Raw genomic sequence first — 26,448 nt, 5'->3', positions numbered from 1 at the left:
CCCGGCATGGCCGACCCTGCACGCGTACGCATCGCCCTTCTGTCCACCTCGGACACCGACCTGCTCTCGGCCCGTGCCAGCGGAGCCGACTACGCCTGGGCGAACCCGTCGCGGGCGACGGACCTCGAGGCCGTGGTCGCCGAGGCCGACCTGGTGGTCTTCCGGCTGCTCGGCTCCCCCACCGACCTGTGGGACGGCCTGAGCGCCGTCAAGGAGCGCGGCACCCCGGTGGTGGTCCTCGGCGGCGAGCAGCAGCCGAGCGCCGAGCTGATGGAGCACTCCACGGTGCCGATGGGCGTAGCCGCGGAGGCCCACCGCTACCTCGCCGAGGGTGGGCCGGCCAACCTCGCTCAGCTGCACGCGTTCCTCTCCGACACGGTCCTGCTGACCGGGTTCGGGTTCGAGCCGCCGGCGGAGGTGCCGGCCTGGGGGTTCGCGGAGCGCCCTGCGCCCGCCAACGACACCCTCCCCCGGATCGGCATCCTCTACTACCGCGCCCACGAGACCAGCGGCAACACCGCGTTCGCGCACGCGCTGGCCGACGCCATCGACGCGACCGGGGCCGCCACCGGCGTACCCGTCTTCGCGGGGTCGCTGCGCTCGGCGCCCGACGACCTCTACGAGGCGCTCGGCACCCTCGACGCGCTCATCGTGACCGTGCTCGCGGCGGGCGGGTCCGTGCCCGCGTCCGCCTCCGCCGGTGGCGAGGACGAGGCCTGGGACGTGGAGCGGATGGCGGCGCTGGACATCCCGGTGCTCCAAGGCCTCTGCCTGACCAGCTCGCGCGCGGAGTGGGAGGCCTCCGACGACGGCGTGACGCCGCTCGACTCGGCCAACCAGATCGCGATCCCCGAGTTCGACGGCCGGATCATCACCGCCCCGTTCTCGTTCAAGGAGCTCGACGAGCAGGGTCTCCCCCACTACGTCGCCGACCCCGAGCGGGCCGCGCGGGTGGCCCGGATCGCGGTCAACCACGCCCGGCTCCGCCACACACCCAACCCCGAGAAGCGTCTCGCGCTCGTCCTCTCCGCCTACCCCACCAAGCACGCCCGCATCGGCAACGCGGTCGGCCTGGACACCCCGGTCTCCGCGATCCGGATGCTGCGCCGGCTCCGCGAGGAGGGCTACGACCTGGGGACCGACAACGAGGTCGTACGCATCCTCGACTCCGTCGCCGCGGAGGAGGGCGACACCGCAGCCGGTGACGCGCTGATCCACGCGCTGATCGCCGCCGGCGGCCAGGACGAGGAGTGGCTGACCAACGCCCAGCTCACCGACGCCCACGTCCGGATCTCCAAGGCCGACTACGACGAGTGGACCGCGGATCTCCCCGCTGAGCTGCGCGAGCAGATGGTCGAGACCTGGGGGCCGACGCCGGGCGAGCTCTTCGTCAACGACAACAACGAGCTGGTGCTGGCCACGCTTCAGGCCGGCAACATCGTCATCCTGATCCAGCCGCCGCGCGGGTTCGGCGAGAACCCGGTCGCGATCTACCACGACCCCGACCTGCCGCCCTCGCACCACTACCTGGGCGCCTACCGCTGGCTCGAGCACGGCTTCGGTGCCGACGCCGTCGTCCACCTCGGCAAGCACGGCTCGATGGAGTGGCTGCCGGGCAAGAACGCAGCGCTGTCGGCGTCATGCGGCCCGGATGCGGCCATCGGCAACATGCCGCTGATCTACCCGTTCCTGGTCAACGACCCCGGCGAGGGCGCCCAGGCCAAGCGTCGCGCGCACGCCACGATCGTCGACCACCTGGTGCCGCCGATGGCCCGCGCGGAGTCCTACGGCGACATCGCGCGGCTGGAGTCGCTGATGGAGGAGTACGACCGGATCTCCTCCATGGACCCCGCCAAGCTGCCCGCCATCCGCGGCGAGATCTGGCAGCTGATGAAGGCCGCCGAGCTCCACCGCGACCTCGGCATGGAGGAGCGTCCCGAGGACGACGACTTCGACGACTTCATGCTCCACATCGACGGCTGGCTCTGCGAGATCAAGGACGCCCAGATCCGCGACGGCCTGCACGTGCTCGGCGGCGCCCCCGAGGGTGAGGCACGGATCAACCTGGTCCTCTCGATCCTGCGCGCCGCGCAGGTGTGGGGCGGCGTCGGCGGCGCCGTGCCCGGTCTGCGGGCGGCGCTCGGCCTCAAGGAGGGCGCCGACACCCGGGCCGTCGACGAGATCGAGACCCAGGCGCGCGACCTGGTGGAGCGGATGGACGCGGCCGGCTGGGACCCGGCCGCCGCCGAGACGCTCCACGACGACCCGGCGGTTCAGCAGGTTCTCGCCTTCGCCGCGACCGAGGTCGTGCCCCGGCTGGCGAGGACCACCGACGAGCTGGGAGCCGTGCTGCACGCGCTGGACGGTGGCTTCGTCCCCGCGGGGCCGTCGGGCTCGCCGCTGCGGGGGCTCGTCAACGTACTTCCGACGGGGCGCAACTTCTACACCGTCGACCCGCGCGCGGTGCCCTCCCGACTGGCGTGGCAGACCGGGCAGGCGATGGCCGACTCGCTGCTGCAGCGCTACCTCGACGAGACCGGCGACTACCCGACCTCGGTCGGGCTCTCCGTGTGGGGCACGAGCGCGATGCGTACGTCGGGCGACGACGTCGCCGAGGTGCTCGCGCTGCTCGGCGTGGCACCTGCGTGGGACGAGGCCTCGCGCCGCATCACCCACCTCGACGTCATCTCGCTGGAGGAGCTGGGCAGGCCGCGCATCGACGTGACCGTACGCATCTCCGGGTTCTTCCGCGACGCCTTCCCGCACGTCGTCTCGATGCTCGACGACGCGGTCCGGATGGTCGCCGACCTGGACGAGCCCGCCGAGAAGAACTTCGTCCGCGCGCACACGCTGGAGGACCTGGAGGCACACGGTGACCAGCGCCGCGCGACGTCCCGGATCTTCGGCTCCAAGCCCGGGTCGTACGGCGCCGGGATCCTGCAGGTGATCGAGGCCGGCAACTGGCGCTCCGACCAGGACCTCGCCGACGTGTACGCAGCCTGGGGCGGCTTCGCCTACGGCCGCGACCTCGACGGCGCCCCGGCGGCGGACGACATGCGCGCCAACTACCGCCGGATCAAGGTCGCCGCCAAGAACGTCGACTCCGCCGAGCACGACATCGCCGACTCCGACGACTACTTCCAGTACCACGGCGGCATGGTCGCCACCGTCCGCGCGCTGACCGGGTCGGATCCGAAGGCGTACGTCGGCGACTCCACCTCCCCCGACGCCGTGAAGACCCGCACGTTGCAGGAGGAGACCAACCGCGTCTTCCGGGCCCGCGTGGTCAACCCGCGCTGGATCTCGGCGATGCAGCGCCACGGCTACAAGGGCGCCTTCGAGCTGGCCGCGACCGTCGACTACCTCTTCGGCTTCGACGCGACCGCCGGCGTGGTGCAGGACTGGATGTACGAGAAGCTCGCCCGCGAGTACGTTCTGGACGAGACCAACCAGGAGTTCATGCGATCCTCGAACCCGTGGGCGCTGCGCGGCATCGTCGAGCGGCTGCACGAGGCGGCCGAGCGGGGGCTGTGGGAGGAACCCGACCCCGAGCTCGTCGCGCAGATGCAGGAGATCTACCTCGACATCGAAGGTGACCTGGAGGAGGAGTGATGACTTCTTCTGGCAAGCGTCGGATCAAGATCATCGGCGTCGGTCCCGGCGACCCCGACCAGGTCACGCTCGAGGCCGTGGCCGCGATGCGGTCGGTCGACTACTTCCTGGTCACCGACAAGTCGGGCACGGTCAAGAAGGGCATGCCCGACCCGCTGGTGCGGGCCCGCGAGGAACTGCTCGACCGGCATCTGTCCGCGCCCGCGCGGGTGGTGAAGGTCGCCGACGCACCCCGCGAGCGACGCGAGGAGTTCACCGGGACCGACGCGGAGTACCGGACGGCGGTCGCCGACTGGCACCGCGCCCGGGTCGAGCGCTACCTCGCCGTGCTCGCCGAGCACCCCGGTGACGTCGGCTTCCTGGTCTGGGGCGACCCGGCCTTCTACGACTCCACGATCCGCGTCGTCGACCAGATCGCCGAACAGCTCGACGTCGAGGTCGACGTCATCCCCGGGATCTCCTCGGTGCAGCTGCTCGCCGCCCGTCACCGGCTGGTGCTCCACGACGTCGGGCGACCGCTCTACGTCACCACCGGCCGCGCGGTGCTCGAGGCCGTCGAGGCCGGGCACGACAACCTCGTGGTGATGCTCAACCGCGTCGTCGAGCTTCCTGGGCTCGAGGACTGGCGGATCTGGTGGGGCGGCAACCTCGGCACGCGCGAGGAGGAACTCGTCGCCGGCACCGTCGGCGAGGTCCTTCCGGCGATCGAGGAGGCGCGCGCCCGGCTGCGGGACACGTCCGGCTGGGTGATGGACATCTACCTCCTGCGGGCTCCGCGGACGACCCGATGAGCGGGCTGCTGGTCGCCGGGACCACCTCGGACGCCGGCAAGTCGGTCGTGACGACCGGGCTGTGCCGGGCGTTCGCCCGCCGCGGTGTGAAGGTGGCGCCCTACAAGGCGCAGAACATGTCCAACAACTCGATGGTGGTCTCGACAAGCTCGACCACCGGTGAAGGCTCGACCACCGGAACCGGCGGGACGACCGCCGAGATCGGCCGGGCGCAGTGGGTCCAGGCGCTGGCGGCACGGGTCACCCCGGAACCGGCGATGAACCCGGTGCTGCTCAAGCCCGGCTCGGACCGCCGCAGCCACGTGGTGCTGATGGGGCATCCCGCCGGTGAGGTGTCCTCACACGACTGGGAGGCGGGGCGCCGGCATCTGGCGACCGCGGCCCATGCTGCGTACGACGATCTCGCCTCTCGTTTCGACGTGATCGTCGCCGAGGGTGCCGGCAGCCCGGCGGAGATCAACCTGCGGGCCGGCGACTACGTCAACATGGGGTTGGCCCGGCATGCCGGGCTGCCGACCGTGGTCGTGGGCGACATCGACCGGGGTGGGGTCTTCGCGGCGATGTACGGCACCCTGGCCCTCCTCGAGCCCGAGGACCAGGCCCTGATCAGCGGTTTTGTCATCAACAAGTTCCGCGGCGACGCCGGGCTGCTGAAGCCCGGGCTCGACTCGCTGGAGTCGCTCACCGAGCGCCGGGTCTTCGGGGTGCTGCCCTGGGAGCCGTCGCTGTGGCTCGACTCCGAGGACGCGCTCGACCTGGAGGGGCGGCGCGCGGAAGCCGGTGCCACCCGCAAGGTCGCAGTCGTACGCCTCCCCCGCATCTCGAACTTCACCGACGTCGACGCGCTCGGCCTGGAGCCGGACCTCGACGTCGTCTTCGCCTCCTCCCCTGCCGACGTCGCCGACGCCGACCTGGTCGTGCTGCCCGGCACCCGGTCCACGATCAGCGATCTGGCCTGGCTGCGCTCGCGCGGTCTCGACGTGGCCCTGATCGAGCACGTACGCCGCGGCCGCCCGCTCCTCGGGATCTGCGGCGGCTTCCAGATGCTCGGCGGTGTGATCGCCGACCCTGACGGGGTCGAGGGGTCGGTCGCCGAGGTCGAGGGGCTGGGGCTCCTCGATGTGCGCACCGACTTCGCCCCCGCCAAGAACCTCCGCCTGCCCACCGGGTCGGCGCTCGGGGTCGAGGCGAGCGGCTACGAGATCCACCACGGCCGGATCACCCGCGGCGACGGGGTCACCGAGTTCCTCGGTGGCGCGCAGGCCGGCAACGTCTTCGGGACGATGTGGCACGGCTCCTTGGAGGGCGACGCTCTCCGCGGCGCGTTCCTCGGGGCCACGCTGGGCCGCGAGCCGTCCTCGGTCTCCTTCCCTGCCGCCCGTGAGCGCCGCCTGGACCTGATCGGCGACCTCGTCGAGGAGCACCTCGACGTCGACGCGCTGCTCGACCTCGCGACCGCCGGTCGCGCCGCGAGCGCCGGTGAGGGGATCCGATGAGACTGCTGATCCTCGGCGGGACCGGGGAGGCCCGGGACCTGGCGGCGCGCCTGCTCGAGGAGGGCGTGGACGTCACCTCGTCGCTGGCAGGCCGGGTGGCTCGGCCCCGGCTGCCGGTGGGCGCGGTGCGGATCGGCGGGTTCGGAGGGGTCGAGGGCTTGAGGGGGGCTCTCGACCACTTCGACGCCGTCGTCGATGCGACGCATCCGTTCGCGCGTGGCATCTCGGCCAACGCGGCGGCGGCCTGCGCGCAGACCGGCCATCCGCTGCTCCGCCTGGAGCGGCCGGGCTGGCCGGCGGACCCGTCCTGGGCCTACGTCGACACCCACGACCAAGCCGCAGCGGTCGCCGCCGATCTCGGGCAGCGTCCGTTCATCACGGTCGGGCGCCAGGAGCTCGCCCGGTTCGTCCCGGCGCTGGCCGGCCACGCGGCTCTCGCCCGCGTGGTCGACCGCCCCGACCTCGACCTGCCCGAACCCTGGACACTGCTGACCAGCCGTGGCCCCTACGAGATCGAGGGCGAGCTCGCGCTGATGAGCGAGCACCGGACCGACGTGCTCGTCACCAAGGACTCCGGCGGCACCTTCACCTGGCCGAAGATGGCCGCGGCGGCCGAGCTCGGCGTGCCGGTGGTGGTCGTGCGCCGCCCGGCTGGCGCCGACGGCGTCCGCATCGTCGATGACGTCGCCGACGCGGTCGCCTGGGTCCGGAGCCTCGGATGAGGGTGGTCGTCGGGATGTCGGTGACCGACGTCGACCGGCGCCAGGACCTGCTCGACTGGGCCGGCGAGCTCGACGCGAGCGTGGCCTTCCTGCAGATGGGCGGGCCTTCGCTCTCCGCCGAGCTGACCCGGCTCGCCGACGCCGGCGTGGAGACCATCACCCTGGCCGGGGTCAGCCTCGGTCCGCTCGCCCCGGGCCACTCCTGGCTGCGCCGGATCGCGGCCCACTGGTGGCGCGAACGCAGCGGACGACGCCCGGAGATCCGGGTGGCGACCATGCTGGCGACCACGCGTGACGAGCTCGCCGAGGTGCTGGCCGAGACCAGGCCGATCACCGGCACCGAGCCCGGGCTCACCTCGCCCGCGTGGGAGCGGGTCCCCGGCCACGTACGTCAGGTGCTGATCTGCCGCGGCCCGCGCTGCACCGCGAAGGGCTCGGAGGAGACCGCCAGGGCGGTCATCCTGGGCGCGATGGAGGCCGGTCTCGGCGACGACGACCTGCTGATCACCCACACCGGCTGCCAGTTCCCGTGCAACCAGGCGCCGGTGCTCAGCGTGCAGCCCGACGACGTCTGGTACGGCAACGTGGAAGCGGCCGCCGCCCGGGTGATCGTGCGTGATCACCTGGACGGCGGCCGTCCTGTGGAGGCCTACCGCCTCCCCCGCTAGCTCACAGGCTGGCGGCGAGGGCCTTACGCTCCGCGACAGCGCGCTCTGCCGCGTACAGACGAATGACCAGCCCGGTCAGCGCCACTCCGAGCACGCCCCACATCGTGGCGAGCGTGATCAGCGAGGCCCTGCGGAAGAACCACAGCGTGTCGGCCGGGAAGTCCCCGACCTCGTTGACCGTCGTGAACAGCTCTCCGGCGACAACCATCACGGCCAGGTAGGCCGCGATCGCGCCGACGACGGAGAGGTAGGTGCCGAACCGGCCGCGCAGCCGCACCGCGGCGTACGTCACGACCACCGCCGCCACGACCGAGAGGGCCTGGAAGGCGAAGTAGACCGCGGTGCGTACGCCGATGGTGTCGCCGCTGCCGACCGCCGGCGGGGTCGCCGGGTACTTGAGGAACGGCACCAGGGCGACCGCGACGAACCCGATCAGGGTGACGAGCGCCGTCGACTGGCCCGGGGTGAGCCGTCCCAGACGACCCAGCGTGGCCGCGGCGACGAGCCCGACGATGCCGCCGAGCGCGACGCCGACCGCGAGGGTGCCGGTCAGCAGCCCCCACGTGCTCTGGTTGGTGCGGGAGACCTCGGCGGCCTCCTCCTCACCCTCAGCACCTTCGGTGGCATGCGAGTGCGAGTGTCCGTCGGCGCCGGCCTCCTCCAGTGCGATGGCAGCACCGACCTGCGGCTCACCGACGGCGTACGCCACCAGGAAGGTGGCGACCCCGGCGAGGAGGCCGGCTAGCAGGCCGCGTACGAGAAAGGCACGCGGGCTCATCAGTGGCAGGGGTAGCCGAGCAGGTGACGACCGTCGTGGACCCACTCGTGGATCAGGGTGCCCGACGGGATCGAGACGGCGCCCTGGTCGGCGCTGATGAAGAAGAGCGCCAGGAGCCCGAGCAGACCGAAGAAGAGCGCCCAGGGGGCGAGCTCACGGAGCGGGATGGTGGGCAGATCTGCGCCGGCGACCGGCGCCACAGCGTGCTGCGACATATGTCCTCCTCAGGGATACCTGCGTCCCTGTTCGTTGGGGTTGGACGGACACTCGGGTCTGACTCCACCGCCGCGAGGCGGTGTCACAGTAGCGCGACTGTGCCGGAGTTCCACCGGCTTCCTCATGTCCGTTGGCGGCATCATGCCACGTCGGGGCTCCGGCCGCACCCACAGCGTTCCATGGAGTCGACGAAACACAAGATCTAGGAAGTTGCATTGGTGTAATTCCCGCATATAGTGGTGCCCGCAGCTGGTTCTTCCACCTCGGTGACGAGGCGGAAGAGGCAAGAGGGAACCCGGTGTGAGTCCGGGACTGCCCCGCAGCGGTGAGTGGGAACGACCGCCGTCACGAAGCACTGGGAGCAAGCCGGCTCCTGGGAAGCGACGGCCACTAGGACCGAGCACGATCACGCCCACGAGTCCGAAGACCTGCCAGTGCCCACCTCATGGTGGGGTCCGCGACCTCGAGGGAAGGTCAGGGGATCGAGCGCGTACGACGCCGTCCTCTCCTGCCCCGGCACGGATGCACGAGACATCCAGCGGGCCGCGGGGCCTGCGTGAACAAGGGGGGCATGGGCTTGATCGACACCGAGGGTCTACCGATCCGCACCGAGAAGTCGGCGTACGTCTTCGACTATCCGATGGCCGAGGACCTGGCCAAGAAGCAGCGGAGCATCTTCTGGACCGCCGAGGAGATCCCGGTCGAGAACGACAAGCAGGACTTCCTGGTCAACATGACCGACGCCGAGCAGGCCGCGGTCAAGACGACGCTGAAGCTGTTCACCATCTACGAGCTGATCCTCGGCGGCGAGGTGTGGGGCGACCGGCTCTTCCACGCGTTCCCGCGGCCCGAGATCCAGATGATGACCAACGCCTTCTCGTTCGCCGAGCTGAACATGCACGCGCCGTTCTACGCGAAGCTCAACAAGACCCTGATGATCGACACCGAGGAGTTCTACGACTCCTACAAGAACGACCCGGTGCTGGCCGAGCGGATCGCCTTCGTGTGGGACGCCATCGCCGACGAGGACCTGCTCTACGCGCTGAGCGTCTTCACACTGATGGAGAACTGCGTCCTCTACTCCAACTTCGCCTTCCTCAAGCACTTCCAGTCCGGCGGGAAGAACCTGCTGCAGAACGTGATCAGCGGCATCAACTTCTCCGCCCGCGACGAGAACCTGCACGCCACCGGCGGTGCCTGGCTGTTCAACACGACGCTGGACGAGTACGCCGCGACCGTCCCGGCCGACAAGTTCGAGGCCGAGCGCGACGACCTCTTCGCCCGCGTCCGCGGCGTCGCCGAGCACCTCTACGCCCACGAGGCCCGGATCGTGGAGATGCTCTTCGCCCACGGGCCGATCACCGGCATCGAGCAGGCCGATCTGGAGGCCTTCGTGCGCTCCCGCATCGACATGACCCTGGAGAACATGCGGATGGAGCCGCTGTTCGGGGTCGAGACCAACCCGGTCGCCGAGTGGTTCTACGCCGGCATCAACGGCACCCAGTTCCACGACTTCTTCCAGGTCACCGGCAACGAATACAACCGCAACATCGGCGAGACGGAGTTTGAGTTCTGATGGGCAGCACCAGCTGGGAGGCGCTCTCCGCCGAGCGCAAGGCACTGCAGGACGAGGGCACCGTGCCGGCCTTCATGACCACCGCGGGCTACGCGATGTTCAAGGCCAAGTACACCGTCGCGGACCAGAGCGTCCGCGAGCGCTACGAGACCATCGCGGCCACCGCCGGCGAGCTGGCCGACGAGATGTACGCCCGCGAGGACGGCGTCTCCTGGACGGAGCCGTTCTTCGAGGCGATCTGGAACGGCTGGCTCTCCCCCTCGACGCCGGTGCTGTCCAACCTCGGCACCGACCGCGGCCTGCCGGTCTCGTGCGAGGGCTCCTACGTCGAGGACTCGGTCTGGGGCTTCTACGAGACCCTCAAGGAGGCCGCGATCCTGTCCCAGAACGGGTTCGGCACCTCGGCGTACCTCGGTGACGTCCGGCCGCGCGGCGCGAAGTTCAGCGACAACGGCAAGGCCAACGGCGTGGTCCCGGTCTTCTGCAACTTCGTGGAGATGACCAACCAGATCAGCCAGGGCGCCACCCGCCGCGGCTCCTGGGCGGGCTACCTGCCCGTGGACCACCCGGACTTCTACGAGCTCGCCGACCTGATCTTCCGCGAGCCGGCCAACAAGAACGTCGGCTGGATCTTCAGCCAGGCCTTCATCGACCGGATGCTGGCCGGGGATCGCGATGCGCTCGAGCGCTACCAGCGGGTGCTGAAGATCCGGGTGGTGCTCGGCAAGGGCTACATCTGGAAGGTCGACACCGTCAACGCCGCCCAGACCGAGTCCTACCAGGCCAACGGGCTGGCCAACAAGGCCTCCAACCTGTGCTCGGAGATCACCCTCTTCAGCGACGAGGACCACTCCTACACCTGTGTGCTCTCCTCGCTGAACCTGTCGACCTACGACGAGTGGAAGGACCAGGACACCGCGTACGTCGCCACCGTCTTCCTCGACGCGGTCGCCGAGGCGTTCCTGCGCAAGGCTCGCACCATCCGCGGTCTGGAGCGGGCGGTGCGCTACACCGAGAAGGCCCGCAGCCTGGGCCTCGGCGTGATGGGCTACCACGACTACCTGCAGAAGCAGCGGGTGCCGTTCGAGTCGGACAAGGCGGCAGCGCTGAACAAGGACATCTTCGAGCGGATCTCGTCGCGTGCCGACGCCGCGTCGCGGTGGATGGGCTCGGTCGCGGGCATCCCGGAGTGGTGCGTCGGCCGTCGTAACTCCCACCTGATGGCGATCGCGCCGACGATGAGCACCGCGGTGATCGTCGGCGGCACCAGCCAGGGCATCGAGCCGTACGTCGCCAACGTCTGGAACCAGACCACCTCGGCCGGCGAGATGCCGCGGGCCAACCAGAACCTCGTCGAGGTGATGAAGGAGCGTGGCGTCTACGACCAGGCGCACATCTCCGACATCATCGACCACGGCGGCTCCGTGCAGCACGTCTCGTGGCTCGATGACCACGAGAAGGAGGTCTTCCGGACCGGCTACGAGATCGACCAGGAGATCCTGCTCGCCCGGGCCTCCGACCGGCAGGTCTACATCGACCAGGCCCAGTCGCTCAACCTGTTCTTCCAGGCCGACGCGACGCCGCAGTACATCAGCAAGATCCACAAGCTCGCGCTGCTCGACCCGAACATCAAGAGCCTGTACTACCTGCGCTCGCGTGCCGGCATCCAGGCCAGCAAGCAGTCCTCTTCGACCACTTCGACCACAGGAGCATGACCATGAACGAGAACCCGACCACCACCGACGCCATCGACGACCTGAGCTGGGACGACTGGAGCGACGCCGCGGTCTGTGCCATCGAGAACGGCCCGGACTGCGAGGCCTGCGAAGGATGAGCGCCCCCGCCGGGCGGCCGACGCTGACGGTCTGCCGCGGCTGCTGCTGCGGCACCGAGCGGAAGTCGCCCGGGGTGGACCACGCGGCCGTGCTCACGACACTGAACGCGGCGGCCGGGGAGTCGGCGACCGTACGTGTCGCCGACTGCCTCGGCCCGTGCGAACGTGCCGACGTCGTGGTCGTCGGCCCCTCACCCGAGGGGCGGCAGCGTGGGGCCCGGCCGGTCTGGGTCGCCCGGGCCGGCTCGGAGCGGGTCGCCGGCGCGTTGGCCGAGTGGACCCGCGCCGGCGGGCCGGGCATCGCCGACGCGCCGCCCGCGGTCATGGCCCGGGCGTTTCGTCACGGCCGCTGAGCGACCGCCGCGTACGCCGCCGCAGCCACGGCCGCGCCGGTGCCGACCCTGCGGGCCAGGGTGGTGGCGCTGACGACGTCGGCGGGGGTCGCGGCACGGCCGTCACCCATCACCGCGCGATGCTCGACCCGGTTGCCGTAATAGCGGTTGGTGCCGCCGAGGCGGACGTCGAGGGCGCCGGCGAAGGAGGCCTCGACGACACCGGCGTTCGGGCTCGGGTGCTGCGCGGCGTCGCGGCGCCAGGCCTGCCAGGCCTGTTTCGCCCGGGACGGAGCCGCGGCCAGGGTGAGCAGGCCGGACAGGCGCGAGCCGGGGAGGTTGAGCAGGTCGTCGAGGCGGGCGCTGGCCCAGCCGAAGTGCTCGTAGCGCTCGTTGTGGTGGCCGACCATCGCGTCCAGGGTGTTGGCGGCGCGGTAGCCGAGGAGTCCGGGTACGCCGGCGACGGCTCCCCACACCAGCGGCGCGACCACCGCGTCGGAGGTGTTCTCCGCGACGCTCTCGACCACGGCCCGGGAGACCTCGGAGGCGTCGAGCTCGGCGGTGTCGCGGCCGACGAGGTGGGTGAGCCGCTGCCGCGCGGCGGGAAGGTCGTCGCGGTCGAGATGCTCGTGGACCGCCAACGCCTCCCGCTCCAGCGAGCGGCCGCCGAGGACCGCCCAGGTCGCGGCCGCGGTGATCAGGGTCCTCCCGCCCCGGCCGGGTGCGGCGCGCTCAGCAGCTGCTCCTAGGACCACCGCTCCCCCGACGAGAGCGGCCGTGTGAAGCACGCCTCGGGCGCGGTCGTCCGCGTACCAGGCCCGTTCGGCCCGCATCGCCACGGTGCCGAAGCCTGCGACCGGGTGGTAGCGCCGCGGGTCGCCGAGGAGACGGTCGAGCGCGAAGCCGGCCAGCAGCCCGATCGCCCGCGGGCTCACCGGTCTGCCCTGGTCCGGCGCAGGGCGGCCAGGAGCCGGTCTGTCGGCTCCTCGGGGCGCACCGCGATCCGCACCCAGTCCGGGCCGAGCCCGGGGAAGGTGTCGGCGCGGCGTACGGCGATCCCCTGGTCGCGCAGGGTCTCCCGGACTCCGACGCCGGGGCGGGCCAGGACGAAGGAGGCGGCCGAGGGGACGTACTCGATCTCCAGCTCGCGCAGGCCCGCCTCGAGATGGTCGCGCCAGGTGGCGATCCGCTCGGCGCGCTCGCGGGCCTCGGCGCTCGCGCGCTCGGTGGCGCAGGCGAGCATCGCGGCGGCGGCGGTGGCCGAGACCGACCACGGGGTACGTACGGCCTCGAGGTCGCCGATCGCGGCGGGGTCGCCGACGACGTAGCCCGCGCGTACGCCCGGGATGGACCAGTGCTTCGTCAGGCTCCGGATCACCAGCAGGCCCTCGGTCCGCTCACCGGTGAGCGTCTCGGGTTCGCCGGGAACCGCGTCCATGAACGCCTCGTCGACCACGACCAGGCGCCCGGGGCGAAGGAGCTCGCGGAGGGTGTCGGTGGGATGGAGTACGCCGGTGGGGTTGGTCGGGTTGCCGACGACGACCAGGTCCGCGTCGCCGGGCACCGTCGCCGGGTCCAGCGCGAACCCGTCCTCGGCGCGGAGGCGGACCTCGGTGACCGTGCGGCCGGCCTGCTCCAGCGCCGCGTGGGGCTCTGTGAACTGCGGATGGACCACGACGGGCTTCCGCCACTTCCTCGCTCTCGCGACCAGCGTGAATGCTTCTGCCGCCCCTGCCGTCGGGAGCACCTCGGCACGCTCACGGCCATGATGCTTGGCCAGCGCCGCCCGCGCCGGCTCCTCGTCGGGGTAGGCGGCCGGTGCGAGCGAGTCGTGGAGTGCCTGGTCCAGCCACTCCGGTCGCGGGTCCGGGTAGACGTTCACCGCGAAGTCGAGCAGCCCGTCGCCCACCTCGACGTCGCCGTGGTGCCGCAGCGGGTCCGCAACCTTGCCGTCCCAGCCGCTGGTCGCGCCTGTGTTGGTCTCGACACGACGTCGTTCGTCCCTCACGACGTCGGCTCGACCAGCGGGGTCGGCTCGGCCAGTCACCGAACGAGCGGCGAAGGCACGCGATGCTTCGGCGAAGCGGCGGGCGAGGTGCGGATGGCCGGCCCAGTGCACGTGGAGGTAGGACGCGTGGACGGTGTCGCTGCTGAAGCCGGTCGGCGCGCCGTCGACGGTCCACGCCGCCTGGGTCCCGGCCGGGGGCGAGGTGGTGGTGCGGTGGAACTCGTGGCCGGTGACCTGCTCGCCGGCCCGGGTGAGCAGGGAGTCGGAGGCGGCGACCGCGACCGGGTAGCGCAGGGTGAGCCGTTCGCTCATCGCGGCGTGGGCGGGGATGGCGCCGGCCATCGGGACCTCGTCGAGCGACTCGGCCAGGTAGAGGAGTCCGGCGCACTCGGCGACGGTCGGGATCCCGGCCTGGACGGCGGCCTTCAGGTCTCGGAGCAGGCTCGTGTTCGCGGCCAGCTCGGCGGCGTACACCTCCGGGAACCCGCCGCCGAGGTAGATCCCCCTGGTGTCCTCGGGGAGCGCGGGATCGGTGAGCGGGTCGAAGGGGCGTACGTCGCAGCCTGCCGCCTCCAGGAGCTCCTCGGTCTCGGGGTAGCGGAACGTGAACGCCCTGCCGCCCGCGACGGCCACCACCGGGCGATCACTCTGGTCCTCGACTGTGTCGTCTCCGCGCAGCTCCTCCAGCGGATCCCAGGGATCATCGTCGAGGTCCGGCGCTGAGCGAGCGACGTCCAGGAGCGCCGAGAGGTCGAGGTGAGCGGCCACCTGCTCCCCCAGCCGCTCGATCAGCGCGACCGACTCGTCCCGCTCGGCGACGGGGACGAGACCCAGGTGACGCGACGGGGAGGCGAGCGACTCGTCCCGCGGGAGCATGCCGAGCACCGGCAGGCCGACCTGGTCCAGCGCTCGCCGGATCTCATCGGCGTTGCGCCCGGGAGAGCATCGGTTGAGGACGACTCCCCCGATGCGTACGGACGGGTCGAAGGCCGCCATGCCCGCCGCGATCGCGGCAGCGGACCGGGACATCCGGGCGACGTCGAGGACCAGGACGACGGGCGAGGAGGTCAGGCCGGCGACGTGCGCGGTGGAGGCGAAGCCGTCGGTGCCGAGGCGGCCGTCGTAGAGGCCCATGACGCCCTCGATGACCGCGACGTCCGCCCCGGCGGCGCCGTGGAGCAGCAGCGGTACGACCCGCTCGACGCCGACGAGGTGTGGGTCGAGGTTGCGGCCTGGGCGTCCGGTGGCGAGCGCGTGGTAGCCCGGGTCGATGTAGTCAGGGCCGACCTTGTGACCGCTCACGGCGGTCCCGGAGGCACGCAGCGCCGCCATCAGCCCGGTTGCGATCGTCGTCTTCCCCGAGCCCGTCGAGGGAGCCGCGACCACCAGCCTGGGCAGGGTCACCATTCGATGCCCTTCTGGCCCTTCTGGCCGGCGTCCATGGGGTGCTTGATCTTGGTCATCTCGGTAACCAGGTCGGCGACCTCGAGCACGGCGGGATCGGCGTCACGGCCGGTGATCACGACGTGCTGGCGCCCGGGGCGCTCGGAGAGCACCGACGCCACCTCCTCGGCGGAGACCCAACCCCACTTGATCGGGTAGGTGAACTCGTCGAGGACGAGGAGGTCGTAGCGCTCCTCGGCCAGGCACCGCTTGATCTCGGCCCAGCCCTCGGCGGCGGCCGCAGCGTGGTCCTCGGCCTCACCCTGCTTGCGCGACCAGGACCAGCCGGAGCCCATCTTGTGCCAGTCGACCGGTCCACCCTCGCCGGTCTCCTCGTGCAGCTTGCCGAGGCGCTCGAGCACGGTCTGCTCGCCGATGCGCCACTTGGCCGACTTCACGAACTGGAAGACCCCGATCCGCCAGCCCTGGTTCCAGCCGCGCAGTGCGAGTCCGAAGGCGGCGGTCGACTTGCCCTTGCCGGGACCGGTGTGGACCATCACCAGCGGCCGGTTGCGGCGCTGGCGGGTGGTGAGCCCGTCGTCGGGTACGTTCAGCGGCTGTCCCTTCGGCATCAGGCAGCGCCCCTTCCCATGGTGGATCCGGTGAACCCGTGGACGGCCGACGTCAGCGCCTCGGCGCTCACCTCGGCGACCGGGACGTGCTCGGCACCGAGGTGCTCGGCCAGCCGGCGAGCCAGCCCGAGCCGCATCGGCCCGCTCTCGGAGTCAATGACGACGGTGGTGACGCCCAGACCGGCGACGTACGCGGCGGCCTGCTGCGAGCGCCGCACGGCGTCCTTGCCGTGGGTCTGCGCAGCTTTTCGGGACGAGTTGGCGCGACCGTCGGTGACGACCACGAGCAGCGGCCGCAGATCGGGGTCACGCAGATGCTCGCGCTGCAGCACCCGGGCGGCCTCGAGGAGGCCTTCGGCCAGCGGCGTACGTCCTCCGGCGGGCACCTCGTCCAGACGTGCCGCCGCGAGGTCGACCGACCCGGTCGGCGGGAGCACGAGCTCGGCACCCTCGCCGCGGAAGGTGATCATCCCGACCTTGTCGCGGCGCCGGTAGGCGTCGAGGAGCAGGGAGAGGACCGCCGCCTTCACCTGCGCCATCCGCTTGCGCGCGGCCATCGACCCGGACGCGTCCACGCAGAAGAGCACCAGGTTGGCCTCGCGGCCCTCGCGGACCGCGGTGCGGAGGTCCTCGAGCCGGAGCTCGACCTTGGCCGAGGTGCGCGGCCGGGCGGCCTGCTTGCCCGCGGCGGCCTTGAGCGTCTCGACGAGGTGGAGCGAGCCGCGGGTGCTGGTGTTCGCGCCGATCCGGCGGCCGCTGCTGCCGATCGCCTTGCTCCGGCCGCCGGTGCGGCCGGTGCCCAGGCCGGTGACGGTCAGCAGGCGGGGGCGGTAGGCCGGGGCGGCCGCGGTGACCGACTCGGGTGCGGGAGCGGAGGGCGTGGGCGGCGCCTCGGGGTGGTCGTCCGCGGAATCGGCTGTGTTGGTCTCGGCACCGTCTCGCTGGCGCTCGTCGGGTTCGACCGACGGGGGTTCCGCGTCGGTCGAACCGTCGCCGCTGGGCGGAGCCGGATCGTGCCCGTCCTCCGGCCCGTTCTGAGGCCCGTCCTCGGGCCCGCCCTCCGGAGGCTCCGGCGGCAGCTCCTCGTCGCCGAGGATGCGGTCGAGGAGGTCCTCGTCGAGGCCGGGAGCGTCGAAGGGGTTGCGACGGCGGCGATGCGGGAGAGCCAGGAGCGCGGCCCGGCGGATGTCTTCGCGGGTGACCTCGGAGCGCCCGGCCCAGGCCGCGTGCGCGACGGCGGTGCGGGCGGTGACGATGTCGGCGCGCAGCCCGTCGACCTCGAAGGCCGCGCAGACCTCGGCGATCTTGAGCAGCCCCGGCGCGGTGAGCCGGACCTTCCCGACCAGCGCGCGGGCGGCCGAGATCCGGGCGGTCAGGTCGCGCTCGGCGGCGACATAGCGCTCGACGAACGCGGGAGAGTCCATGTCGAAGGCCATCCGGCGGCGTACGACCTCGGCGCGGAGCGCGGGGTCCCGGGGCGCGGCGACCTCGACGGTGAGCCCGAAGCGGTCCAGCAGCTGCGGACGCAGCTCGCCCTCCTCGGGGTTCATCGTGCCGATCAGCACGAACCGCGCGGCGTGCTCGACCGAGACCCCGTCACGCTCGACCGAGACCCGGCCCATCGCGGCCGCGTCCAGCAGCAGGTCGACCAGGTGGTCGTGGAGCAGGTTGACCTCGTCGACGTACAGCAGGCCGCGGTGGGCCCGGGCGAGCAGCCCGGGCTCGAACTCGACCGCACCGCGCGACAGCGCGCTCTCCAGGTGGAGCGAGCCGACGACCCGGTCCTCGGTGGCGCCCACCGGAAGCTCGACCAGCCGCACCGGCCGGCTCTCCACGACGGCAGCGGACCCGAACGGCCCGTCCGGCGACTCCGCGGACGGGTCGGCGGGGTCGATCGAGAACCGGTCCCCGGCGTAGACCGAGATCGAGGGCAGCACGGCCGCCAGGCCGCGTACGGCCGTCGACTTCGCGGTCCCCTTCTCGCCACGGACCAGCACCCCGCCGATCTCCGGGGAGATCGTGGTGAGCACGAGCGCGAGGCCCATGTCGTCGAGCCCTGTGGCTGAGTCGGCCTGACAGCCGAGAACGGCAGAAAATGGGTAGTGCACCGGCATGAGAGGCTCCCGCTCCCTATCGCGTTGGATGGATGGACGCGGGGCCGGTCTTCGGACTTGCCGAGTCCCCCGTGTGGGGCTCGGTTCACCGCAGCGGGCCTGTGCCGGAATCTCACCGGCTTCCCAGATTCTCCCGTCCCACCGTCCCCACCGTCTCCGGTGGCTGGGCAGTCGGGGCACCTCGCGCCTGTGCGGTCACTGTAGCGTCTGGCCTCATGATCGTCGTGGTGGGCATCGGTGCCGGAGGTTGGGACGAGATCCCCGTACGTCACCAGCAGCTGATCCGGGAGGCCGCGACCCTCCTCGGCGGCAAGCGTCATCTCGACCTCGTCCCTGACGTCCCCGGCCAACGGCGCGAGCCCTGGCCCTCGCCGCTTCGCGATGGCCTTCCGGCGCTGCTCGAGTCGCTCCCGGCGGACGCGCCCGTCGTCGCGCTGGCCTCCGGCGATCCGCTGGTCTCCGGCATCGGGACGACCCTGATCGACCTGCTCGGCACAGCGAACGTACGGATCGAGCCGGCCGTCTCCTCCGTCGCCCTCGCCCGCGCCCGGATGGGCTGGCCGGCGGAGTCGTGCGTGGCGGTGAGCCTGGTCGGCCGCGACGTGTCGCTGCTCGCCCGCGAGCTCGCTCCCGGCCGCCGGATCCTGGCGCTGTCCTCCGACGAATCGACCCCTGCCTCGATCGCGAACCTCCTGGTCAAGAGCGGCTTCGGAGGGTCTGCGCTGACCGTGCTGGGCGAGCTCGGGGCGGAGACCGAGAGCGCGCGGGCCGGGACGGCCTCGACCTGGACGGGCGAGTCGCCACGGCTCAACATCGTGGCGATCGAGTGCGTCGGGGCGCCGCTGTTCGGCTGGGCGGCCGGTCTACCCGACGACGCCTTCGAGAACGACGGCCAGCTGACCAAGCGCGACCTGCGCGCCTCCGCCCTGGCTCGCCTGGCACCGACCCCCGGCGAGCACCTGTGGGACGTCGGCGCCGGTGCCGGATCGGTCGGGATCGAGTGGATGCGGGCACACCCTTCCTGCGCCACGACGGCCGTCGAGGCCAGCCCCGAGCGGGCCGCCCGGATCGCCCGCAACGCGGCCCGTCTCGGCGTGCCGGGCCTCGCCGTCATCGAGGGCCGCGCCCCCGACGCCCTGGCCGGCCTCCGCTCCCCCGACGCGATCTTCATCGGCGGCGGCGCGACCCGCCCCGGCGTCCTCGACACCTGCCTCGCCGCCCTCCGCCCCGGCGGGCGCATCGTGGTCCACGGGGTCACCCTGGAGACCGAGCAGCTCCTCGCAGGGCTCTACAAAGATCGCGGCGGCGAACTCACCCGCATCGCCGTCGAGACCACCGCCCCGATCGGGTCCTTCACCGGCTGGGCGCCTGCGCGCACCGTCACGCAATGGGCCTACACGGCCAACACATCCTGATCCCTCGCCCGGCCCCCGCTCGGCCCCTCGCCGGTCCTGGTGAACAGGTGCTGCCACCGTGCTTTTGATAGAGGAAACTGGCTTGTGAATCGTTCACAAGCCAGTTTCCTCTATCAAAAGCACGAGCCGACCACTGTCGCTGCCGCTGCCCGACCGGTATGCACCTGACTGGTATGCGATGGACGCCCCCGTGGTCCCGACCTAGCGTCGTCGCATGCTGATCACCACGCAGCAAGCTTGTGAGCGCCTCGCGAAAGTCCATCTCCTCGGCCGCAACCAGGCGCTGCGCATCCTGCAGTCAGGACTCGCCGGCCCACGCACGCGAGTCGGCTCGGCATACCGATACGACAGCGACGCGATCGAGCGGCTCCTCGCCCGGCCGCGCAGCACCGACGAGGCTCTCGACCGGCATCGGCCGTTCATCGCGCGCATCGGCCGCGCCAGACACTTCGATCCCGACGCCACGTGGGAGGAACAGCGCGCGGATGTCGCGACGGGGTGGTACCTGCCCTCGCTCGCCTACCAACAGATGCGCCCACGACTCCCGGTACCGTTCCTGGCGACGCTCGGCGCCTGGGTGGTCTTCGGCGCGGAGATCACCGGCTATGAGAGGTCGCTTCACCCCGCCGTCGAACCACGCGAGCAGCCACCTGATCAGCCGCAATCCAAGCGCCCACAGAACCGGCGCCTCCCACCGGCCAGCCTTGTCCTCGGCCGTCCGGGCGACTGGTTCTCGGAGTTCGAGGACACCTGGCTGCCGATCGAGAACGGCGCTACCTGGACTCTGTGGGGTGCCCTCAACTCGACCCCGCCACGCGCCGACCCCCGCAGCATGTACTACCAGGACCAACTGGAGGAGGAGCGCTTCCTCAAGCGCCTCTACTCGACCGGTCGACACCGGGCCCTCGCCCGCACCCTAGAAGGTCTCGTCGTGGACGACCGTGGAGAGCGGTGAGCGGTGGCGCCAGCCGAAGCGCTCCAGGTCGGGGACGTCGGGGAGGTCGGCGACGGTGCCGACGCAGAGCCAGGCGACCGGACGTACGCCCGCGGGCATCCCGACCAGGTCGCGCAGGAACTCCTCGCGGTAGAAGCTGACCCAGCCGACGCCGAGGCCCTCGGCGGTGGCGGCGAGCCAGAGGTTCTGGATGGCGCAGACGACCGAGTAGAGGCCGGCGTCGGCGATGGCGTGGCGGCCGAGGACGTTGGGGCCGCCGCGGCTCGGGTCGTAGCCGACCACGATGCCCAGACCGGACTCGCGGATGCCCTCGATCTTGATCCGGGAGAAGGTCTCGGCCCGCTCGCCGGACAGGGTGGCGGCGAAGGTATCCCGCTCGGTCGCGACGTGGGAGTGGAAGCGCTCGAGGCGGTCGGCGTCGCGTACGAGCACGAAGTCCCACGGCTGCGACATCCCGACGCTCGGGGCGGCGTGGGCGGCGGACAGGACGCGCTCGAGGACATCCGGAGACACCGGCTCGCCGGTGAACTCCGCACGGGTGTCCCGACGACGGTTGATGGCGTCGTAGAGGTCCATCAGGCACCCCCCGACCCGGTGGTCGAGCTTGTCGAGACCCGCGGGCGAGCCGCGTCGTAGAGGAACGACTCTCCGCCGTCGCGGGCCAGCGCGGGTCCGGCGAGGATGACGGCGGCCTGGCGCAGGCCCGCGTCCTCGACCGCGTCGGCGATCGTCGACACGGTCCCCCGCAGCACCTTCTCCTCGGGCTGGCTGGCGCGGTAGACCACCACGACCGGACACTCGGGGCCGTAGTACGGCAGCAGCTCGGCCATCAGCTCGCGGGTACGCCGGATCGCCAGGTGGAGCACCAGGGTGGCGCCGGTGGCGGCGTACGCAGCCAGCGACTCCCCCTCCGGCATCGCGGTCGATCGGGCCCGGGTGCGGGTGAGGACCACCGACTGGGCCACCAGCGGCACGGTGAGCTCGCGGCCGACCAGCGCCGCCGCCGCGGCGTAGGCCGGTACGCCGGGCGTCACGTCCCACGGCACTGCGGCCTCGTCGAGCCGCCGGGTCTGCTCAGCGACCGCCGAGTAGACCGACGGGTCGCCGGAGACGAGGCGTACGACCTGCTTGCCGTCACGATGAGCGGTGACGATCGCCTCGACGATCTGGTCCAGATCGAGCTTCTGGGTGTCGACCAGCTCGGCCTCGGGACTGCAGTGGGCCAACACCTCGGGATCCAGATAGGTGCCGGGATAGAGCACCACCTCGGCGGCCTCGAGCAGCCTCGTCGCGCGCACGGTCAGCAGGTCGGCCGCACCGGGGCCGGCACCGACGAAGTGGACGGTCATCGGATCGGTCATCGGACATACCTCGGCGTCCAGACCTGTCCGGACGCGGTCACCTGTGTCGAGCTCGCCCCCACGATGACCAGGCACTTCATGTCGATCGATGCGGGATCCAGGTCACCGAGGGTGGTCACCGTCAGCGACTCCTCGGCCCGCCCGACGTCGCGGCCGACGATGACGACGGTGTCGGGCTTGCGCTGCTCGAGGAGTACGTCGCGCGCCAGCCCGATCTGCTCGGTGCGCGAGCGCGAGGCGGGGTTGTAGATCGCCAGCACCAGGTCGGCCGCGGCGACCGCGCGCAGCCGCTCCTCGATGACCGGCCACGGCTTGAGGCGGTCCGAGAGCGACATCACCGCGAAGTCCGCACCGACCGGAGCGCCTGCCCGGGCGGCCACGGCCTGGACCGCGCTGACACCGGGCAGCACCCGGACACGTACGCCGGCATAGGCCGGATCCGAAGCCGCCTCGAACACGGCGGACGCCATCCCGAAGACACCGGCGTCACCGCCGGAGACGACGGCGACCCGCTCCCCCGCGAGCGCCAGGTCCAGCGCGTGCCGGGCACGGTCGACCTCGACCGTGTTGCCCGAGGCGTGCCGCTGCAGCCCAGCACGTTGCGGCACCCGGTTGACGTAGGGCGCGTAGCCGACGACGTGACCCACCTCGGCCAACGCGGCCGACACCTCGGGCGTCAGCCACCCGTCCGGCCCTGGCCCCAACCCGACCACGAGCACCTCCCCGCGCTCCGCACCCTCGACCGGCTCGGCCACGGAAGCCTCCGCCGAGCTCGTCTGCCGCATGCGGCCTGCCGAGGCGGAGGCGGGAGCGGTGTCCCCGGGAACCACGATGAGCGAGAAGTACGGCACCGACTCCGGATCCACGTCCGCCACCGGCAGCCAGCGCTCCTCGGGCTGCGAGGCACGCTCGACGTACCAGGCACCCTCGAGCCGCCCGGCCGCAGCCAGCGCGGCGCGAACCGCCGGGAAGGTCCGGCCGAGCTTCATGATGATGGCGGCCTCGGTGTCGGCCAGGCGCCGGGCGAGCTCGGCCTCGGGCAGGGTTCCGGGCAGCACGGTGAGGACGTCGGTCTGGCGCACCAGCGGCGTCGAGACGGCAGCGGTGGCGGCCGCGAAGGCCGGGACGCCCGGCACGACGGAGGTCTCGTAGACCTCCTTGAACCGGTCGTGGAGATACATCGAGGAGCCGTAGAAGAGCGGGTCGCCCTCGGCGAGCAGGACCACGTCGCGCCCGGCGTCGAGATGGGCCGAGAGCCGGACCGCGCAGGACTCGTAGAACTCGGCCATCGCCCCGACGTAGCCACCCGGGTGCGAGGTGGTGCCGGTGGTGACCGGGTAGCGCAGCTCCTCCTCCACCGCACCGGCCGGGATCAGCGATGAGGCGATCCGGCGGGCGTGGGACTGCTTGCGCACCCCGGCGTGGTAGGCGATCACCGGCGCCGCACCGATCAGCCGGGCGGCCTTGAGAGTGATCAGCTCGGGATCGCCCGGACCGATGCCGACGACGGTGAACCGGCCTGGGGTCACGCTGCTCATTCCTGCTCCTGGGCGAGTGCGTTGAGTGCGGACGAGGTCATCGCGGAGCCGCCACGACGGCCTCGCACGGTGACGTAGGGGATGTCGATCCCGTGGTCGTCGGCGAAGGCGGCGAGCGCCTCCTTGGACTCGGCGGCGCCGATGAAGCCGACCGGGCAGCCGACGATCGCGGCCGGCCGCGGACCACCGTCGAGGATCATCTCGAGCAGGTGGAAGAGCGCCGTGGGGGCGTTGCCGATGGCGACGACGGAGCCCTCCAGGTAGGGCTCCCACAGCGACAGCGCGGCCGCGGTGCGGGTCGTGCCCCAGGCCCGGGCCAGCGCCGGGACGCGGTCGTCACCGAGCATGCAGAGCACCTCGTTGTCGCGCGGCAGCCGGCTGCGGGTGACCCCGGTCGCGACCATCGTCGCGTCGCACAGGATCGGTGCCCCGGCCTCGAGCGCGCCGCGCGCGGCCTTCACCAGGCCGGGGTGGATGACCAGGTCGGCGGCGAGATCGACCTGTCCGCTGCCGTGGATCATCCGGACGGCGAGCCGCTCGGCGTCGGCGGGCACCGCGGAGAGGTCGGCCTCGCGCCGGATGGTCGCGAAGGAGTCGACGTAGATCGCGGGTCCCTGGTCGATGTAGTCGTAGCGCCGGGTCGGGCGCGCCTGCGGCGCAGGCACGAGTACGCCGCGCCACGGTGTCACCACGACCGCCGGCGCCCGCTCGACCAGCGCCTCGACGGCGGCGCGGTCCAGAGCCCCGTCGGCGGCGGCGACGTGCTCGCCGCCGGGCACCTCGCCGAACCCGAGCTCCTCGGCCGCGGCCGGCACCCGAGCATCGGCCGGGACCGGCTCGACCAGCGGGCCATCGAGCTCCGAGACGTGCCAGGCCGCAGACGGCCCCTCGCCGCGTACGTCCAGGAAGCGTGCGGCGAGCGCGACCAGGCGGGACGCGGCCTCGGCGAGCGGCACGACCGGCCCCCATGAGTCGCCGACGCGCAGCTGACCCTCAGCACCCGAGAGCGCCACCAGACCGAGATCGCACTCCCGCGAGACCAGGTCGCCGCGACCGTCGTCGAGCACGAAGAGAAACCGTCCCGGGAGCGCCGCCAGCCGGGGCGAGGCGCACAGCAGGCGGTCCAGCGACGCGGCGACGCCACGCAGGTCGGCCCGTCCGCCGGCGAGCCCGGTCTGCGGGGAGACCATCACGTTGCGTACGAGCTCATGGGTCTGCGCCGGCACCAGACCGGTCGCCTTCAGCGCGGTGAGCACCTCGCCGGGCAGCGCGCCGTCGACAGCGGGCAGGCCGCGCACCTGCAGGTTGGCGCGCCCGGTGAGATAGACGCGGCCGTCGCCGTAGGTCTCGGCGACGGAGATCAGCGACAGCAGCGAGGCGGAGGAGACGGACCCGCCGATCAGGCGCAGCCGCACCAGCAGGCCGTCCTCGGCCGGCCACGGACGGCCGACTCCTGGGCACCGGTCGGTTCGGACTCGGGACATCGCCACACCTGCTCTGGTCAGGTGCCCTTCCGCGGGGCACGTGGTGACCTGGCGGCGGGCGCCGCCAGAGCCAGCAGGTCTTCGGACTCGGAATCGATCGGTGCGGGACGCCTTCCCGGAGCCAGGCTCCAGTGGCTGCCCCTCCCGGAGGAGGTGCGTGCCCCGCCCGTCATCCTCACCGCTGCGCGTCAGTCCCGGACTCTCACCGGGTTCCCTGACCCCATCAGGCATGGAGTACGACTGGCAGGGCGAGACTACCCACTTGCGGACACGGCGCCGAATTGCTCGCGGCCCGGCCGCTGTTTGTGCCAGTGTTCGGCTACTCGGAAACTTCCACACGTCTTCGCACAGATGGAGTCCCCCGTGACCGGATCGGCTCGTCGGAAGCTGTTCGTTCTCGCGCCCGTCTCGGCGCTCGCGCTCGGTCTCACCGGATGCGCCACCACCTCGGAGTCGAAGGTCGCGATCGGTCTCGTGGTCCCGACCTCCGGCGCCCACAAGTCGATCGGCACCGACATGTCCCGCGGCTTCGACCTCTACCTCGACCAGCACGGCGGCAAGCTCGGTGGCCGGCTGGTCGACGTCATCGAGGCCGACGAGGGCGACCGGGTGAGCACCGGCGTGGCCGCGGTGTCCAGGCTGATCGAGGACGAGGAGGTCCAGGCGGTCGTCGGGCTGGTGGGCTCGGAGACGGCGCTCGCGGCCAAGGACGTCGCGGACAGCAGGGAGACCCCGCTGATCGTCACCGGCGCCGGGGCCGACCAGTTCGCCGACGGCTCTGACTACCTGTGGCGCACGTCCACGACCAACGCAGATCTGGGCGGCTCGCTCGGGAATGCGGTCGCCCAGGAGACCGACCGCGGCTCGGCCTACGTCGTCGCCTCCGACGACGCCGCCGGTCACGAGTTCTCCGACAGCTTCATGATCGCCTTCGAGGCGTCCGGCGGCGGCGTCGCGGGGCAGAGCTACACGCCGGCCGCCGTGACCGAGGACTGGTCGGGGCTCTTCGAGAAGGTGAAGAAGTCACGTGCGGACGCGATCTACGCCGCGTACACCGGGAAGGAGGCGGAGGCGTTCGTCCAGCAGTATCGCGACTCCGGCCTGGCCCGGAGCACCCCGCTCTACGGCCCCGGCTTCCTGACCGAGGGCGACGTGCTGTCCACCCTGGGCGGCGACGCGACCGGGGTACGGACGGTGCTGCACTACAGCGACGCCATGGACTCGCTGATGAACGACGCCTTCGTGAAGGACTACCGCAAGGCCTACGACGCGACCCCGACGGCCTACTCGGTGCAGGCCTACGACGCCGCGGCCGCGCTCGACAAGGCGCTCGGCCTCTCCGACGACGTCGACCGCAACGAGATCGCGGACTCCCTGGGGTCCGTCGGCACGATCGTCAGTCCCCGCGGGAACTGGACCTTCGACCCCAACCACAACCCCGACCAGTCCTACTTCCTGCGGGTGGTCAGGGGCACTGCCGACGGCCCCCGCAACGTCGTGCTGGAGGAGATCGCCTCAACGGGCAGCTGAGGC

The 26,448-nt window shown here is 71.8% G+C and carries 21 protein-coding genes, 1 pseudogene and 3 riboswitches; of the genes and pseudogenes, 11 read left to right on the top strand and 11 right to left on the bottom strand.

Annotation, left to right across the window (positions count from 1 at the left end):
• Nucleotides 1-6: 6 nt before the first annotated feature.
• From OG984_RS28390 to OG984_RS28370, 5 genes are read left to right on the top strand one after another with little or no spacing between them, the layout of a single operon-like run.
• Complete coding sequence (locus tag OG984_RS28390) at nucleotides 7-3,612, top strand: cobaltochelatase subunit CobN (protein WP_328529429.1); 3,606 nt, start codon at nucleotides 7-9, stop codon at nucleotides 3,610-3,612.
• Complete coding sequence (cobF, locus tag OG984_RS28385) at nucleotides 3,612-4,403, top strand: precorrin-6A synthase (deacetylating) (RefSeq protein WP_328529428.1); 792 nt, start codon at nucleotides 3,612-3,614, stop codon at nucleotides 4,401-4,403. The genes OG984_RS28390 and cobF overlap by 1 nt, the downstream gene beginning before the upstream one ends.
• On the top strand, nucleotides 4,400-5,899 hold the full coding sequence (locus OG984_RS28380; RefSeq protein WP_328529427.1) for a cobyric acid synthase: 1,500 nt from the start codon (nucleotides 4,400-4,402) through the stop codon (nucleotides 5,897-5,899). The genes cobF and OG984_RS28380 overlap by 4 nt, the downstream gene beginning before the upstream one ends.
• Nucleotides 5,896-6,621 carry a cobalt-precorrin-6A reductase gene (locus OG984_RS28375; protein WP_328529426.1) on the top strand — a complete coding sequence of 242 codons (726 nt, stop codon included), beginning with the start codon at nucleotides 5,896-5,898 and terminating at the stop codon, nucleotides 6,619-6,621. The genes OG984_RS28380 and OG984_RS28375 overlap by 4 nt, the downstream gene beginning before the upstream one ends.
• Entirely contained in the window at nucleotides 6,618-7,289 is a 672-nt protein-coding gene (locus OG984_RS28370) for a (2Fe-2S) ferredoxin domain-containing protein (RefSeq protein WP_328529425.1), read from the top strand. The genes OG984_RS28375 and OG984_RS28370 overlap by 4 nt, the downstream gene beginning before the upstream one ends.
• 1 nt (nucleotide 7,290) lies before the next feature.
• On the opposite strand, the gene OG984_RS28365 is transcribed toward OG984_RS28370, so the two are convergent.
• Together OG984_RS28365 and OG984_RS28360 are read right to left on the bottom strand one after the other, a co-directional pair.
• Entirely contained in the window at nucleotides 7,291-8,067 is a 777-nt protein-coding gene (locus tag OG984_RS28365) for a CbtA family protein (RefSeq protein WP_328529424.1), read from the bottom strand.
• Nucleotides 8,067-8,282: a CbtB domain-containing protein gene (locus OG984_RS28360; protein ID WP_008362319.1), complete on the bottom strand. Its 216-nt coding sequence runs from the start codon at nucleotides 8,280-8,282 to the stop codon at nucleotides 8,067-8,069. The genes OG984_RS28365 and OG984_RS28360 overlap by 1 nt, the downstream gene beginning before the upstream one ends.
• Nucleotides 8,283-8,515: 233 nt before the next feature.
• A riboswitch (cobalamin riboswitch) is annotated at nucleotides 8,516-8,733 on the top strand.
• A gap of 121 nt (nucleotides 8,734-8,854) precedes the next feature.
• Here OG984_RS28360 and OG984_RS28355 point away from each other — a divergent pair.
• The 3 genes from OG984_RS28355 to OG984_RS28345 all read left to right on the top strand — a co-directional run bounded on the left by OG984_RS28355 (nucleotide 8,855) and on the right by OG984_RS28345 (nucleotide 12,046).
• On the top strand, nucleotides 8,855-9,859 hold the full coding sequence (locus tag OG984_RS28355) for a ribonucleotide-diphosphate reductase subunit beta (RefSeq protein WP_196873267.1): 1,005 nt from the start codon (nucleotides 8,855-8,857) through the stop codon (nucleotides 9,857-9,859).
• Complete coding sequence (locus OG984_RS28350) at nucleotides 9,859-11,574, top strand: ribonucleotide reductase N-terminal alpha domain-containing protein (RefSeq protein ID WP_328529423.1); 1,716 nt, start codon at nucleotides 9,859-9,861, stop codon at nucleotides 11,572-11,574. The genes OG984_RS28355 and OG984_RS28350 overlap by 1 nt, the downstream gene beginning before the upstream one ends.
• A 115-nt stretch (nucleotides 11,575-11,689) precedes the next feature.
• Nucleotides 11,690-12,046 carry a (2Fe-2S) ferredoxin domain-containing protein gene (locus OG984_RS28345; protein WP_328529422.1) on the top strand — a complete coding sequence of 119 codons (357 nt, stop codon included), beginning with the start codon at nucleotides 11,690-11,692 and terminating at the stop codon, nucleotides 12,044-12,046.
• Here the strand turns inward: OG984_RS28345 and OG984_RS28340 are convergent.
• From OG984_RS28340 to OG984_RS28325, 4 genes are read right to left on the bottom strand one after another with little or no spacing between them, the layout of a single operon-like run.
• Entirely contained in the window at nucleotides 12,034-12,960 is a 927-nt protein-coding gene (locus OG984_RS28340) for a cobalamin biosynthesis protein (protein WP_328529421.1), read from the bottom strand. The genes OG984_RS28345 and OG984_RS28340 overlap by 13 nt on opposite strands.
• Nucleotides 12,957-15,440, bottom strand: coding sequence for a cobyrinate a,c-diamide synthase (locus OG984_RS28335; RefSeq protein ID WP_328529420.1), 2,484 nt, complete (start codon nucleotides 15,438-15,440; stop codon nucleotides 12,957-12,959). The genes OG984_RS28340 and OG984_RS28335 overlap by 4 nt, the downstream gene beginning before the upstream one ends.
• Nucleotides 15,434-16,048, bottom strand: a complete 615-nt coding sequence (gene cobO / locus OG984_RS28330) for a cob(I)yrinic acid a,c-diamide adenosyltransferase (RefSeq protein ID WP_328529419.1) — start codon at nucleotides 16,046-16,048, stop codon at nucleotides 15,434-15,436. Before cobO ends, OG984_RS28335 begins: the two co-directional genes overlap by 7 nt.
• Nucleotides 16,048-18,162, bottom strand: coding sequence for a VWA domain-containing protein (locus OG984_RS28325; RefSeq protein ID WP_328529418.1), 2,115 nt, complete (start codon nucleotides 18,160-18,162; stop codon nucleotides 16,048-16,050). The genes cobO and OG984_RS28325 overlap by 1 nt, the downstream gene beginning before the upstream one ends.
• Nucleotides 18,163-18,187: 25 nt before the next feature.
• A riboswitch (cobalamin riboswitch) is annotated at nucleotides 18,188-18,327 on the bottom strand.
• Nucleotides 18,328-18,377: 50 nt separating this feature from the next.
• On the opposite strand from OG984_RS28325, the gene cbiE reads away from it, so the two are divergent.
• Both cbiE and OG984_RS28315 read left to right on the top strand, forming a co-directional pair.
• Nucleotides 18,378-19,577 carry a precorrin-6y C5,15-methyltransferase (decarboxylating) subunit CbiE gene (gene cbiE, locus OG984_RS28320; RefSeq protein ID WP_328529417.1) on the top strand — a complete coding sequence of 400 codons (1,200 nt, stop codon included), beginning with the start codon at nucleotides 18,378-18,380 and terminating at the stop codon, nucleotides 19,575-19,577.
• 214 nt (nucleotides 19,578-19,791) lie between these two features.
• Nucleotides 19,792-20,532 carry a hypothetical protein gene (locus tag OG984_RS28315; RefSeq protein WP_328529416.1) on the top strand — a complete coding sequence of 247 codons (741 nt, stop codon included), beginning with the start codon at nucleotides 19,792-19,794 and terminating at the stop codon, nucleotides 20,530-20,532.
• On the opposite strand, the gene bluB is transcribed toward OG984_RS28315, so the two are convergent.
• The 5 genes and pseudogenes from bluB to OG984_RS28290 form a co-directional block, all read right to left on the bottom strand.
• Entirely contained in the window at nucleotides 20,494-21,108 is a 615-nt protein-coding gene (gene bluB / locus OG984_RS28310; protein WP_328529415.1) for a 5,6-dimethylbenzimidazole synthase, read from the bottom strand. The two genes, OG984_RS28315 and bluB, sit on opposite strands and share 39 nt — an antisense overlap.
• Nucleotides 21,108-21,893 (bottom strand): precorrin-4 C(11)-methyltransferase, encoded by a 786-nt coding sequence (gene cobM / locus OG984_RS28305; RefSeq protein WP_328529414.1) that lies wholly within the window; start codon nucleotides 21,891-21,893, stop codon nucleotides 21,108-21,110. Before cobM ends, bluB begins: the two co-directional genes overlap by 1 nt.
• Nucleotides 21,890-23,431 carry a precorrin-3B C(17)-methyltransferase gene (gene cobJ, locus OG984_RS28300; protein ID WP_328529413.1) on the bottom strand — a complete coding sequence of 514 codons (1,542 nt, stop codon included), beginning with the start codon at nucleotides 23,429-23,431 and terminating at the stop codon, nucleotides 21,890-21,892. The genes cobM and cobJ overlap by 4 nt, the downstream gene beginning before the upstream one ends.
• A complete protein-coding gene (locus OG984_RS28295; protein ID WP_328532396.1) occupies nucleotides 23,428-24,036 on the bottom strand; it encodes a precorrin-8X methylmutase in 609 nt (202 codons plus the stop codon). The genes cobJ and OG984_RS28295 overlap by 4 nt, the downstream gene beginning before the upstream one ends.
• A gap of 687 nt (nucleotides 24,037-24,723) precedes the next feature.
• Nucleotides 24,724-24,915: pseudogene (locus tag OG984_RS28290) on the bottom strand (nitrite reductase); the annotation flags it as partial.
• A gap of 55 nt (nucleotides 24,916-24,970) precedes the next feature.
• A riboswitch (cobalamin riboswitch) is annotated at nucleotides 24,971-25,174 on the bottom strand.
• A 104-nt stretch (nucleotides 25,175-25,278) separates the two neighbouring features.
• Between OG984_RS28290 and OG984_RS28285 the strand changes: the two are divergent.
• Nucleotides 25,279-26,445, top strand: a complete 1,167-nt coding sequence (locus tag OG984_RS28285; protein WP_328529412.1) for an ABC transporter substrate-binding protein — start codon at nucleotides 25,279-25,281, stop codon at nucleotides 26,443-26,445.
• Nucleotides 26,446-26,448: the final 3 nt, after the last annotated feature.

The organism is Nocardioides sp. NBC_00368 (assembly GCF_036090055.1).
GTDB lineage: Bacteria > Actinomycetota > Actinomycetes > Propionibacteriales > Nocardioidaceae > Nocardioides.
This window is presented reverse-complemented; position numbering and strand designations above follow the sequence as displayed.

Bases quoted from the DNA above. Each gene is read 5' to 3' on its own strand.
- OG984_RS28390 (WP_328529429.1), top strand. From the start codon at position 7: ATGGCCGACCCTGCACGCGTACGCATCGCCCTTCTGTCCACCTCGGAC.
- cobF (WP_328529428.1), top strand. From the start codon at position 3,612: ATGACTTCTTCTGGCAAGCGTCGGATCAAGATCATCGGCGTCGGTCCC.
- OG984_RS28380 (WP_328529427.1), top strand. From the start codon at position 4,400: ATGAGCGGGCTGCTGGTCGCCGGGACCACCTCGGACGCCGGCAAGTCG.
- OG984_RS28375 (WP_328529426.1), top strand. From the start codon at position 5,896: ATGAGACTGCTGATCCTCGGCGGGACCGGGGAGGCCCGGGACCTGGCG.
- OG984_RS28370 (WP_328529425.1), top strand. From the start codon at position 6,618: ATGAGGGTGGTCGTCGGGATGTCGGTGACCGACGTCGACCGGCGCCAG.
- OG984_RS28365 (WP_328529424.1), bottom strand. From the start codon at position 8,067: ATGAGCCCGCGTGCCTTTCTCGTACGCGGCCTGCTAGCCGGCCTCCTC.
- OG984_RS28360 (WP_008362319.1), bottom strand. From the start codon at position 8,282: ATGTCGCAGCACGCTGTGGCGCCGGTCGCCGGCGCAGATCTGCCCACC.
- OG984_RS28355 (WP_196873267.1), top strand. From the start codon at position 8,855: ATGGGCTTGATCGACACCGAGGGTCTACCGATCCGCACCGAGAAGTCG.
- OG984_RS28350 (WP_328529423.1), top strand. From the start codon at position 9,859: ATGGGCAGCACCAGCTGGGAGGCGCTCTCCGCCGAGCGCAAGGCACTG.
- OG984_RS28345 (WP_328529422.1), top strand. From the start codon at position 11,690: ATGAGCGCCCCCGCCGGGCGGCCGACGCTGACGGTCTGCCGCGGCTGC.
- OG984_RS28335 (WP_328529420.1), bottom strand. From the start codon at position 15,440: ATGGTGACCCTGCCCAGGCTGGTGGTCGCGGCTCCCTCGACGGGCTCG.
- cobO (WP_328529419.1), bottom strand. From the start codon at position 16,048: ATGCCGAAGGGACAGCCGCTGAACGTACCCGACGACGGGCTCACCACC.
- OG984_RS28325 (WP_328529418.1), bottom strand. From the start codon at position 18,162: ATGCCGGTGCACTACCCATTTTCTGCCGTTCTCGGCTGTCAGGCCGAC.
- cbiE (WP_328529417.1), top strand. From the start codon at position 18,378: ATGATCGTCGTGGTGGGCATCGGTGCCGGAGGTTGGGACGAGATCCCC.
- OG984_RS28315 (WP_328529416.1), top strand. From the start codon at position 19,792: ATGCTGATCACCACGCAGCAAGCTTGTGAGCGCCTCGCGAAAGTCCAT.
- bluB (WP_328529415.1), bottom strand. From the start codon at position 21,108: ATGGACCTCTACGACGCCATCAACCGTCGTCGGGACACCCGTGCGGAG.
- cobM (WP_328529414.1), bottom strand. From the start codon at position 21,893: ATGACCGATCCGATGACCGTCCACTTCGTCGGTGCCGGCCCCGGTGCG.
- cobJ (WP_328529413.1), bottom strand. From the start codon at position 23,431: ATGAGCAGCGTGACCCCAGGCCGGTTCACCGTCGTCGGCATCGGTCCG.